The organism is Curvibacter sp. AEP1-3 (assembly GCF_002163715.1).
Classification (GTDB): Bacteria; Pseudomonadota; Gammaproteobacteria; order Burkholderiales; family Burkholderiaceae_C; genus Allorhodoferax.
In genome coordinates, this window is the sequence record NZ_CP015698.1 from 469,639 (window position 1) to 481,497 (window position 11,859).

Sequence of the window (11,859 nt, forward strand, 5' to 3'; positions counted from 1 at the left end):
AATGGCCTACGCGACCCCCCAGCGCTTCATCCAGGAATATGGCCTGGATGAGACCACCCAGCTCTTGGCCGATGAGCAGCAACTGCTCACCAGTCAGTTGCTGAGTGATGCGCTGGCCGGGTCATGGACTGGTACGCCCAGTGCTGCCGAGCAGGCTGCGGCCAATGCCGCCAAAGACCGCATCACCCGCAAGCTGGCGACCGTGAGTAACTTCATGGACGGTTACCTTCGTGGCGCTGTCACATTGCCGCTTTCAACGTCTGACGCTAATGCGGGCACCCTTGAGGAGTGCTGCATCGCCTTGGCTCGTGAGGGCGTGTCTGATGACTCTGACAACGCCACGGAGCGGATGGTGCAGATCGCTGATCGGTGGCGCGCCTGGTTGAAGGATGTTCAGTCTGGCAGGGTGTCTTTGATCACGGTTGCCGGGGAGGAAGTGGCTAGCCGTGGGCGTGTGCGCACTGGGCAGGCTGCATCCAATTTCAACTGGGGCAGCTTTACGCCCAGGAGCTATTGATGGCAGGCACATCCATTCGCTATGGCTTTGATGCAAGCCCTATCAGCTTGCATCTCGCGCGCCTGGCAGTGCTGGGTGCAAACCAGTTTGCAGAGGTCCGCCGGGATATCGGTGAGTACTTCAAAGGCGACATCCAGGACAACCTGGACGGGCAAAAGCTGTTTGATGGCAAGCCCATGGAGCAAAGCGAGGCTGCTATCGGCCGCGCCGGTAAGACGCTGATCCACAAGGGCCACCTGCGGGACAGCTACGACTACCAGCTGGAAGGCGCTGGCCTAGCTATCGGTAGCATCTCGGTCTATGCCGCCATTCACCACTTTGGAGGTGAAACAGGTCGCAAGGGGCACCGCTTCACCCTTCCCGCTCGCCCAGTGATGGGCTTCGGAGAGCGCCAAGAGCGCCGTATTGGTGACCTGTTGATTGCTGAGCTGAGGGCGCTGCAATGAGCACAGCCCTGCTTGACCAGGTGGAAGCCTATGTCCGCGCAACGTTTCCCAAGACTGAAGTAGCGACGGTGCAGACCTATGGTGGCGAATTCAATACAGGCGAGATGGACAAGGTGAGCTACTCCTGCCCGGCCATCTTCTTAACTGTACTGGGCTGGCAACCACTGCACGCCGGCCATCGCTTGAGCGGGAAGTATGCCCGCCAAGTGCGTGTGGCCGCCTTCGTGGTGGCGAAGAACGCGAAGCGTGAAGTGCGTATGCGTCAGGGTATGGCCTTGGCTGAAAAGCTGTGCCTGGTGATGCGCCAGTGGATGCCGGACAACTCTGCCTCCACATTAATTAATGTGGGACCGCTGGAGGATGACGCCTCCGCAGAAAACCTTTACAGCCGTGCGGTGGACAAGTTGGGCCAGTCCGTTTGGCTGGTGGACTGGCACCAGGCGGTGAAGCCGATTGCTGGTGCTGACGGCAAGCCTGCACTTTATGACTGGCTGAGCGTTGCCATTGAAGACACCGCACGCATTACTGAGCCTGCAGCATCGTCGCCCACTGGCGCACCGCTGACAGTGACCGAAAAGATTATTTTCCCTACCAACTGACGGAGCCACTATGCCCAAAGCAGAAACCAAGACCGCGCCTGAAGACACACAAGGCGTGGCAACCGCCCAAGAGACCCCTCGCCTGGGTGAACTGATTCACGTCCAGGTGGCCGATGGCCTGGAGCTGATCAACAACGAAACCGGCAAGGACTTTGAGCCTGGTGTGCCCACGTTGCAGACCGTGACGGTGACCACTCTGCGCCGCTTGCAAGACGGGGACCTGGTGCGCGTTTAAACGCCACCAAACCTGCATTCAAACGCTTTTTAAAACCAACTGAACGGAGGGCACCTAAATGTCTATTTCCAACTTGATGAGCTTGAACTTTCTGGTGCCCTACGTTGCCAGCAAGATTGATTTCAGCCGCGCGATTCGCGGCATGCGCGGTATGCCACGTCGCCTGCTCCTGGTGGGCCACAAGCTGGTGGGCGGTACGCTGGCCGTCAACACGCTGTCCACCATCACTACGGAGGCGGATGCCATCACCAAGCTGGGCGAAGGCTCCATGCTGCTGGCAATGTGGCGAGATGCCAAGGACAATGCTGACTTGGGCCTGCCCATTGATGTGATTGCCATTAATGAAGGCGGATCGGCAGTCAAGGCGACCAGTGCCCTTGTGGTTGGCGGCGCGCCTACCGTAGGTGGCGAGGTGATGCTGTACATCGGAGGTGAGCGGGTAAGCGTCGGTGTCACGACTGCCGACACCTCGGCCACGATTGCAACCAAGTTGAACGCCGCCATCAATGCGATGGCTAAGCTTCCTGTCACTGCGTCCGTGGCTGCCAGTACGGTAACCATTACAGCCCGATGGGGTGGTCCTTCAGGCAATGACATCAATGTACGGACCACTTACTACCCAGACGATGCGCTGGCGACCGGTGTGACGCTGACAACGCCAGCTATGGCAGGTGGTGCAGTGTTGCCAGATGTGACTCCTGTGATCACGGCGATGAACCTCTACCGTGCGACGGAAATCGTCAACCCATTCACAGATAGCCCCAACATGGTGTTGTTTGAAAACGAGCTGGCTGCACGCTGGTTGCAAAACAACATGCAGGATGCGATGGTAGTGACCTGCGTGCGTGGCACTGAGGCCGCCATCACCACCTGGCTGAATACCCGCAACAGCCCGCATGTGCACACCATTGCTGTGACCAATGACTGCACTTCCCCTTGGGAGACTGCAGCCATGGCAGGTGCGGCGATTGAAAGCAGCGCTGCCATTGACCCGGCTGTGGGGCCGACTGCCAAGTTGTTGGGCTACAGAGGGCCTGTGCAGGGTGCAGGTTTTGTAGTTGACAGCATGAATAACCTGCTGGCAAAAGGCGGCTCACCACTGAACATTGCTGTGGATTACACCGGCAGCCTGCTGCGCATGGTGACTAACTACAAGCTGAGCCCTGGTGGCGCGCCTGACCGCAGCATGGCCGAAATGTGCTGGCTCAAGACAATGAGCTTCTACCGTTGGTACCGGGTGACCGAGTTCCAGAACAAGTACAACAACGCCGGTTACAAGCTGGGGCAGTACGTGGATCAGCCTATTCCTGGTCAGAAGATCATGACGGTTGATTTGGCCGAAGAAATCATGATTGGGCTGTACAAGATCTTCTGCGATGCAGGCCTGTGCCAGAACATGCCGTATTACATCTCGACCTTGAAGGTGGAGATTGATGCCCCGAACGGCAAATTGAAGATCATGGATGAGCCTGTGATCCTGACCCAACACTACCAGACCGAGGTGACCAGCAACGTGGTTGCGGGTCAGGTGTAAGTCGGGCCTTATTTGAAACTACCAGGAGAAACACATGGCAGGTGAAAACCAACTCTTTCACGTAGACGTGATCATTGTGGATGGGGCACCCATCGCGTTTGAAGACAGCTCCGCATCTATCTCAGGAGCAGCCGGATTCACCAATTCGCCCAAGCTGTCTGCAAGCGGCGATGACTTTGTCTTGCGTGCCCGTGTGGCTCGCTTGCTCAAGGCCAAGCTGCAGTGGGCGTCCACGTCTGATCCGAAGACGTATGCAGGTATGAGCAATGTGCAGATTTCGATGCGCGACAGCTTTACCGGCCGCAAGGTCATGGCACCCAAAGCAACGTTTGGTGACATTGGTGACATCGGCGGGGGCACGGTGGATATCACCTTCATCCTGAATTCAGAGCTGCAATGGCTGTGAAATAAACAACTGTAGAGAGCGAAGGCTGGCCCATGTAGGGCACTGGGCGGGGCATCGAAAGGTGCTCCGCCCTTTCACTTGGTGCGGTGAAGTGTTTCACCATGACCAAAGTGGCGTGCAGTTGGACACTGCATGCCATGAACACACAAAGCACCCCCGCTGCAGTGTCGTCCAGCATTGACGACATATTCCAACTGACTTTAGCTGACGGCTTGCCCGCCGAGGTGGGTGGGAAAACCATCAAATACCGCACGGTCCGTCTTCGGGAGACCTCTGTGGCCGATGAGCGGATTGCTGCCCGGATGGCCGAGCGGGTCATGACAGTGGGCGGTGTGCCGAAGTTGCTGGTAAGCGAGTCTGACTTCCGCTACGCCATGACCATGCGCCATTGCGAGTACTTTGAGTGCGATGGGACCAAGCTCCCCCTGGCCGTGCTCGACCTGGACACGTTTGGCAAGCTGAGTCCCTATGACCTGCAACTGCTGGAGGAGCGAGTGGTACTGGTGACGCTGGCCGCCCAGTTGCGTTACGGCGTCATCACCCAAGCCGATTTTGATCAGTTCGCAGCAGGCCGCATCCCGGCCGGAAGCAACGCATCCCCACAGCCCGTGGGCCAGGCTGCAGATGTGGGATCGCATGCTGGTCTCCCTGAGTCTGGCCCTGCACTGCTCGCCGATTTCACTGGAAGTGGTGCCCACGCCACAGCTGCAGGCGATGGCGCTTGACATAACCCGGCGTGCAAACAAGTCCAAATAAGTCTTTGCCATGCGTGAATTCAAACTGAAGTACTTCATTGACCTGGTGTCGAACATTCGCGAGAAGGCGGGTGACGATGCCAAGGCGTTGACTCAGGCGCAGGACAAGATTCAAAAGGCCTTGGGCGAGACGGAAAAGAGGCTGGGCACCTATGAGCGCTTTCTGTTGCGCATTGGCGGTGTGCACAACTCCAGCCTGGATAAACAGGCGAAGTACTTTTCACAAATCGCCTTGAGTGCTGCCCGTGCCCAGCAGTCGGTTGAGAAGTATGAGCGCGCCTTGAGCGCTGCCAACAAGGGGTTGCAGGCGGTTACGGGCTTTGGCGCTGGGGCGGCCGGTGCATTCATGATCGGCAAGGCTGGTTTTGACAAGCCTATGGACTACGACATGCGCTTGCGATCTGCAACCGCGACGGCCTACGCCGGGGCCAAGGACATCAATGAGCTGCGCGCCGGGTATGCCCAGGTCAATGCCCTCATCAATGGCACCGTGCGAAACGTGCGCGGTGCTCGGCGTGACGATGCGCTGGGGGCCTATGAGAAGCTGGTAGGCACCGGGTCATTCTCCAAAGAAGAGAGTGAGAAGCTGTTGCCTTCCATCATGCGGACCTCTGTAGCCAGCCGGGCCAGCTCAGATGACCTTGTCCAGGCTGCGGAAAAAATGAAGGTGAACTTTGGTCTGGCGCCAGAGCAAATTGATCTTGCCCTTGCCAAAGTGATGCGTGCTGGACAGGAGGGTGGATTTGAGATCAAAGACTCGGCGAAGTGGATCGGCCCATTAGCACCCATGTTTAAGGGCTACAAAGGCATGGCTGGTGTGGAAGCAATGGTCACCATGTTGCAGCAGGTGCGCTCTACGGCGGGAACCAATGATGAAGCCGCCAACAACCTGCGGAACTTCATGCAGAAGATACCTGCCGACTCCACCCGCAAGGACTTTGCCAAGCAAGGCATCGACCTGACAGCTGAGATGGCAAAAGGAGCTGCTGCAGGGAAGACGCCCGTGGACACGTACATGGCGATGCTTGACCGCGTGATGGCGAAGCAAGACCCGCAGGGCAAGGCGCGAGCTGCGATGGCAGCTGCCGACAAAAGCCTTACGCCTGAAGAGCGAGCTCAACGCTACTCGGACGTTGCAGACATTTACAAGAGTGCTGGTATCTCCACCATCATCAATGACCTGCAAGAGTTTGGCGGCTATTCCGGTCTGGCGAAAACACGCGACTACGGCGCAAAGGTGATGGGAGCCGTCCAGGGTGAGACTGGAGGGTCGGTGGCCTTGGGGTATCAGTTCCTGAGTGAGGGAAGTGGTTCACGTGCAGTTGATCTGGCAAACCGCAAGGACATTGCTGCGAGCGATGCCCTGGAGGGCATTGCAGGACCGCTCAACACCTTGATGGATAAGACGGTGGCCCTAAGCGATGAATTCCCCAAGACAACAGCAGCGGCGTACGCAGCCACAGTTGCCTTGGGGGCCTTGGCCGCAGCATCTACTGCTGCGGCCCTCCTGGGGGGCGGTGGCGTTGCAGGCAAGGTTGGCGGATGGATTGGTGGCGCAGCAACCCGTGTGGGTACGGTGCTGGGCGCTGCGAGAGTTGCTGGCGGCGCGGGTGTTGGTATGGCGGCAGGGGGTGCAGCCATACCGATAGCCGCTGCCGCTGGCGCCCTAGGCGTTGGCTACGCAGGCGGGACGATTTTGAACAAGACCCTCTTGGAGGGGACCTCGTTTAGCAATGGGCTGGGGCGGGGTATGCACCGTGTGGCTTCGTTTTTTGGCAGTGAGGATTCAACTAGGGCGCTAGCTGCAGAGGATGCGCTGGACAAGATGCTGAATAGCCGCCCACTGGCACGTGTGAATCCGATCAATATCTCCGCGCCTGGTGGAGCTGCAGGTGGCTTAGACGTTAGTGGTGGCTTGGGAAGCGGCAGGCTGGATGTAGGCCAAGGGACACTTGGCATTGATGTGCGTGTGACAGATGAGCGAGTTTCCGCCGTGCCACGTGTGCTGCAGCAGCCATCGCTGATCCGCCTCAATCCGGGCGCAACGAATCCCGGAGGGCTGCGCTGATGCCCGCATGGCTTGACCAATTGCTGCCTGCCAAGTTCAGGGACGTCTCATTCCATGTGGACTCTATTGAACACAGCGCGGGTTACAACGTTGTGGTTCGGGAATACCCCTTCCAAGACCTGCCAACCGTCTTCCGCATGGGTCAAGCTGCGGAGGAGATCAAGTTCTCGGCCTATGTGATCGGCGACGATTACCTTGAGCAGCGTGACCTCTTGAGGGAGGCGCTGGACGCAGCGGGCGTTGGAGACTTGATTCACCCCACTGCTGGCACGATGAAAGTGTTCGTGTCTGGAAAGTACTCCATCAAAGAGAACCCCACCTCAGAGGGTGGGATGGCTCGCTTTGACCTGTCGTTCATCCGAGGTGAAGTGCGTCGATACCCGGTAGGGGTGACAAATACAAAAGCGCGAGCCAAAGAAAAGTCGCTCGCTGCACAGATTGCCTCAATGGACGCGTTTTTCGCGGCATACGACCTATCCAACAAACCCGGCTGGGCCGCGGATCGCGCTGTTGCGCGAGTAACTGACTCGGTGAGTGCCATTTGGGCCAATATGTCCACAGTCACCAGCGGGCTAGGTGACTTCACCAATACAGCCATCGGGAACTATCAGGCTGTGCGCGATGGCATGAGCACGCTGGTGCGCCAGCCGCGTCAACTTGCCCAAGGTATTGCGAGCCTGTTCTCTCTGCCTACAGACCTCAGCTCGGCAGGTGCACGGGACTTTGCAGCTAGCTTTCAAGGCCTTTTTGATATGGGTTCAAAGGTCGCGCGAAGGGACTTTGAAACCTCGGTAATGCCTCCGGTAGGTGGTGGGTTGGTGATGTATGGCACAGGCAGCTCAACCGGCTTGGGGCTCGACACTCCAGCTCGCAGACAGCTTGCGGCGTTGAATGACGCTAGCGACCAGTTGGTGGAGAGCATGGCGCTGGCGGGCTGGGTGCAAGCTATTGCAACGAGCGACATGACCAGCTATGACGATGCCTTGGCCTTGCGGGCGACGGTGAATGCACAGGCCACCAGGCTGATGCTGCGATCCAGCACTCAGGCGGCCAGTGATGGCTTGCCAGCATCTTCCTGGCATGACGCGATGATGGCGATGCTGAGTGCGTGTCTAGCAGATATCCGCGACCGCAGCCGTGATCTGGCACGCCTGACCACCTATACGCCGGACGGATGGGAGCCGGTCTGGCTGGTGAGCTACAAGCTGTTTGGCACCGTGGCTTATGCGGATGAGATTCTGGATATGAATCCGCACATTACCCACCCGCTTCTGGTGCCGCCAGGCAAGGCGCTGCGCTTGATGAGGCATGACTGATGGTCGCGCAATACACACGCGACCAGGCCAAGATCACGGTGATCGTGAACGGCAAGACCTATGACGGCTGGCTGCAGAGCGAGGTGGACAGAAATCTGGAGGCGTTGGCGGGGACGTTCTCCATTCCGGTGACCTTGATTCCCGGAAACCCTCCGGAAATCAAGCGTCAGGACAAGGTGGAAGTGCGTATTGGCGACCGTACGGTGATCACCGGGTTTGTCCTGGCAGCCGAGCCGTTTTATCGGCGTGGTGAGTGCGGTATGCGCATCATGGGCCGCGACAGGACTGGCGACCTGGTGAGCTGCTCCGCGATCTACAAAGGCGGCCAGTGGCGCAATGTGAAGGTGGACCGGATCATCAAGGACATCATCACGCCTTTTGGCCTGGACCTGGTGGTGGAGGCCGAGCTGGGCGACGTGGTGAAGGACTTCAAGCTAGGGCACGGAGAGACGGCGCTGGACGCGGTATCTCGGGCAGCCAGGTTGCGTGGCATTTTGATTACCCGCGACGACGCCGGGCGTGTGCTGCTCACCAAGGCTGGCAAGAAGTTGTTCAAAGGCGCCATCGTACGTGGGCAGAACGTGATTTCCATGGAATCGGTGGGCAGTGATGAGCAGCGGCACAGCCAGTACTTCGTTTATGGCCAATCAAGCACAGTGGCAGACTTTGACCAAGCTCGGGGTTTGAAGGCGACTGCCAAGGATGCAGAGATTGAGCGCTATCTACCCTTGGTGATCAACGCCGATGGCAACACTACGCAGGCTGAGCTGCAAACGCTGGCTGAACATACTGCGCGGGTGCGCCGTGGACACTCCATGGGGTTCCGCTACACGGTCGAGGGTTGGACGTTTCAGGGCGAGCCGTGGCCCCTAAATCAGCGTGTGCCCATCTACGACGACGTGGCTGGCTTGGACGGCACGGAGTGGCTGATTTGCGGTGTGAAGCAGACCTGTGACCTCAAGGAAGGCGATGTGACCGAGTTGCTGGTGCGGCCGGTGGAGGCCTATGACACTGCCCCGCTCAAAAGTAAGGTGAAGCGCCGCAATTGGGGCAACAAGGGCAATACGACCAACCACCCGCGCAGCAAGGTGGACGGCGCAGAGGGAGCGTACTGATGTTTGCAAACCTGATGCGCTGGGTGCGTGTGCGTGGACTTACCGAGGGCAAGTTTCAGAGTGGGCGGGAAGAAGGGTTGCCCAACGAGGGTCGAGACGGCGCCCAACGGCCGCAGGACTATGGCTTCGCTGCCAACCCGGTGAGCGGAGAGGGCTTGAAGCTGGAAATCGGTGGACATACCGTCATCATCCGGCTGGATCGGATTGCGGAGCGTCCCCAGCTGCCCGCCTACGAGGTGGCGGTGTGGCACAAGGAGGGCCACATGGTCCGTTTACGGGCTGGGCGAATCGTGCAGGTGGACTGCGATCAGTTCGTTGTGAATGCAAGCGCTGGCGTCTCGCTCAACACGCCGATGGTGACGGCCAGTCAGGGCATTACCTCGCAAACTGCCGCCGCCGCTACAAGCCTGAAGGTTGCTGGCAAGGAAGTGCTGGGCCACAGCCACGGCAGCGTTCAAACAGGCTCTGGAAGCACTGCCGCCTTCTGATGCTTTGGTGAAGTGTTTCACCATGACCAATTGACGCCGGTTTAAGACACTGGCCGCATGTTTGATGTGGCCACACGACCCCAGCCCAATACCGTAGACGCCGCGAGCGTCTTTGGAATGCCGTTTGACTGGCGTTTGGTGACGCCTGGCCCTGCGGTGAACTACCCTTGGAAAGACTTCGTGCAGCCCAATGGGGTGCCGGTGGTCTACGCCGATGTTCTGGCGACCTACTCGTTGGAGCTGGAGGACACGCTGCAGACGGCAGTGATCCTTTCCCTGTTTACAGATCGGCGCGCTGGCATCGATGACAAACTACCCCAAGGTGAAACGGATCGCCGTGGCTGGGTGGGCGATGAGTTCACGACAGACGACTTTGATTCTCGCCCCGACCCTTGGGGCTCCCTGCTCTGGACTTGCTACGGAGGCAAGAGCAGCCAGGAGCTTCTGGAGCGTGCCCGCTTTGCTGCGGCAGAGGCTCTGGACTGGATGGTGCGTGATGGCATTGCAAGCCGGGTGAGTGTGATCGCGCAGTGGGTAGGCGAGCGCCAAGACCGCTTAGCTGTGCGCCCCTCCATCTACAAGCCTGGTCAAGTAACCCCGGTCTATGACGTGCTTTGGGGCACCAGCGTCAAAAGGTTCATCCAATGAGCACCACGCCACTGGGTACGCCCATTCCTTCCATTGATGAGCTGCGGGCCAATTCTGAGCGGCTCATTCAGCAATCGCTTGCACAGGCGCAGCAAACCGGAGCGCCGAAGAACGACATGAGCCCGGCTGATCTGGACTTGGCACGGTCCAATTCCAAGGCTCTGTCAGTTGTTCTGGGTATGGCGCTTCACGCGGCTTACCGTTACCTGCGGGACTTCATTGCACGTCAAGCCATCCCAATCAAGTCAACTGGCGAATTCCTGGCTGGATGGCTGGCGACTTACGGAATGGCCTTCAAGCCCGCCGCTGCGGCAAGCGGCAATGTCACCGGCACAGGTGTGGCGGCAACTTTGTTGCAGGCAGGAACGCTCTTGCAGACGACCGATGGCCGCCAGTACTCGGTGGCTGCTGATGTTGCTGTGGGTGCGGGTGGCACAGTAACTGCAACCGTGACAGCCTTGGTGGCGGGTGCTGCAGGCAACTTGAGCGGTGGCTCTGCGTTGACCTTGGTATCCACGGTAGTGGGAATTGACGCTGGCTTTACCGCTGCAATGCCGAATGGCATCACTGGCGGTGCGGACGCGGAGACGGAAGCGCAGGCGATCTACCGGCTGCAGCAGCGTCTATCCAACGAGCCTATGGGTGGGAGCCCTGCCGACTATGCTCGCTGGGCTTTACAGGTGGCGGGTATTACACGCGCTTGGGGTGTTCGCAACCCCTCCGGTGCCACTACAGCGGGTGTGATCATCATGGCGGACGGCAATGCCTCCCCTGGCTTGCCTACTGTGGGGCAACAACAGTTGGTCATTGATTACATCCGCGATCCCAAGCGCGGCCCACCGGATGAGCTGTTTGTGATCATCCCCACCCCAGTGACCATCAATGTGACGGTGAATGTGTCACCGGACACCGCAGCGATCCGCGCGGCCGTTGTGCTGGCGCTCAAAGACCTTTTCTTTAGGGAAGCTGTGCCAGGTGGCTCAATTCCTCACAGTCATCTAAAGGAAGTGATCAGCGGCGTGACGGGTGAGTACAACCACACCATCTCGGCTCCTGCTTTGACAGAGGGCGGAGTGTTTACGGTTGGCACCTACAACAGCCTTTTAGTGCTGGGCACGGTGACCTTTGTCTGACGGCCATGGATAAGTTTTGGCAAGCCCTTGTAGCCCTTTTGCCCACTGGCTTCGCGTGGCCGCGCAACCCTGCATCTACCTTGATGCGTGTGATGCGCGGTATTGCTGCCAGTTTCTACGAGCACCACGAGTTCGCCCGACTGACAGCCAACCAGTGGCAGCCACATCAGGCGGTTACGCGTTTGGCCGAGTGGGAGGAAGCCACTGGTTTGCCGGATGCGTGCTTTGGGTTGAACCAGCAAGACGCAACCCGACGCAAGCTTTTGCTTGGCCGTCTGAGGGGTCCGGCGCTGGAGTACTCGGATTCCAGCCCAGCAAGTCCTGGTGCGCTGATCGCAATTTGTGCCTGGTTGGGATATCCGCTAGTGACTGTTGTCTACAACACGCCCTTTCGGACAGGTATGCGTTGCGGGCAGCGCCTGGGTCAACTGGACGGAAAGTTGTGGGTGACTGTGACGATCCAGTCTATGCCCTTCAGGGTGGGCGCTTCCCGAGTGAATGACCGATTGTTGACCGGCACGCTGAATGGCAGTGAGCTGGCCTGTTATCTGAATCGTGTTGTACCTGCAAGGTACAGCGTCAATGTGATTTTTGTTTGA

General features: G+C 58.7%; 14 protein-coding genes. All 14 read left to right on the top strand.

Annotation, left to right across the window (positions count from 1 at the left end):
• Nucleotide 1 precedes the first annotated feature (1 nt).
• The 14 genes from AEP_RS02215 to AEP_RS02280 all read left to right on the top strand — a co-directional run bounded on the left by AEP_RS02215 (nt 2) and on the right by AEP_RS02280 (nt 11,859).
• Complete coding sequence (locus tag AEP_RS02215) at nt 2-517, top strand: phage protein Gp36 family protein (RefSeq protein WP_087493880.1); 516 nt, start codon at nt 2-4, stop codon at nt 515-517.
• Entirely contained in the window at nt 517-963 is a 447-nt protein-coding gene (locus AEP_RS02220; protein WP_087493881.1) for a phage virion morphogenesis protein, read from the top strand. The genes AEP_RS02215 and AEP_RS02220 overlap by 1 nt, the downstream gene beginning before the upstream one ends.
• Nucleotides 960-1,562 carry a DUF1834 family protein gene (locus AEP_RS02225; RefSeq protein WP_087493882.1) on the top strand — a complete coding sequence of 201 codons (603 nt, stop codon included), beginning with the start codon at nt 960-962 and terminating at the stop codon, nt 1,560-1,562. Before AEP_RS02220 ends, AEP_RS02225 begins: the two co-directional genes overlap by 4 nt.
• Nucleotides 1,563-1,572: 10 nt before the next feature.
• The gene (locus AEP_RS02230; RefSeq protein WP_087493883.1) at nt 1,573-1,797 is read left to right on the top strand and encodes a hypothetical protein; all 225 of its coding nucleotides are present in this window, start codon (nt 1,573-1,575) and stop codon (nt 1,795-1,797) included.
• Between the two features lie 58 nt (nt 1,798-1,855).
• Nucleotides 1,856-3,331, top strand: a complete 1,476-nt coding sequence (locus AEP_RS02235; protein ID WP_087493884.1) for a phage tail protein — start codon at nt 1,856-1,858, stop codon at nt 3,329-3,331.
• Between the two features lie 34 nt (nt 3,332-3,365).
• Nucleotides 3,366-3,737: a hypothetical protein gene (locus AEP_RS02240; RefSeq protein WP_087493885.1), complete on the top strand. Its 372-nt coding sequence runs from the start codon at nt 3,366-3,368 to the stop codon at nt 3,735-3,737.
• A gap of 101 nt (nt 3,738-3,838) precedes the next feature.
• Nucleotides 3,839-4,462, top strand: coding sequence for a hypothetical protein (locus AEP_RS02245; protein WP_232459908.1), 624 nt, complete (start codon nt 3,839-3,841; stop codon nt 4,460-4,462).
• A gap of 40 nt (nt 4,463-4,502) precedes the next feature.
• Nucleotides 4,503-6,560 (top strand): phage tail tape measure protein, encoded by a 2,058-nt coding sequence (locus AEP_RS02250; protein WP_087493886.1) that lies wholly within the window; start codon nt 4,503-4,505, stop codon nt 6,558-6,560.
• Complete coding sequence (locus tag AEP_RS02255; protein ID WP_087493887.1) at nt 6,560-7,876, top strand: DNA circularization protein; 1,317 nt, start codon at nt 6,560-6,562, stop codon at nt 7,874-7,876. Before AEP_RS02250 ends, AEP_RS02255 begins: the two co-directional genes overlap by 1 nt.
• Nucleotides 7,876-8,991, top strand: a complete 1,116-nt coding sequence (locus AEP_RS02260; RefSeq protein WP_198301886.1) for a phage baseplate assembly protein — start codon at nt 7,876-7,878, stop codon at nt 8,989-8,991. The genes AEP_RS02255 and AEP_RS02260 overlap by 1 nt, the downstream gene beginning before the upstream one ends.
• Entirely contained in the window at nt 8,991-9,479 is a 489-nt protein-coding gene (locus AEP_RS02265; protein WP_087493888.1) for a phage baseplate assembly protein domain-containing protein, read from the top strand. Before AEP_RS02260 ends, AEP_RS02265 begins: the two co-directional genes overlap by 1 nt.
• Before the next feature lie 57 nt (nt 9,480-9,536).
• Nucleotides 9,537-10,127, top strand: a complete 591-nt coding sequence (locus AEP_RS02270) for a phage GP46 family protein (protein WP_087493889.1) — start codon at nt 9,537-9,539, stop codon at nt 10,125-10,127.
• A complete protein-coding gene (locus AEP_RS02275) occupies nt 10,124-11,260 on the top strand; it encodes a baseplate J/gp47 family protein (protein WP_087493890.1) in 1,137 nt (378 codons plus the stop codon). The genes AEP_RS02270 and AEP_RS02275 overlap by 4 nt, the downstream gene beginning before the upstream one ends.
• Before the next feature lie 5 nt (nt 11,261-11,265).
• Nucleotides 11,266-11,859, top strand: coding sequence for a putative phage tail protein (locus AEP_RS02280; RefSeq protein ID WP_087493891.1), 594 nt, complete (start codon nt 11,266-11,268; stop codon nt 11,857-11,859).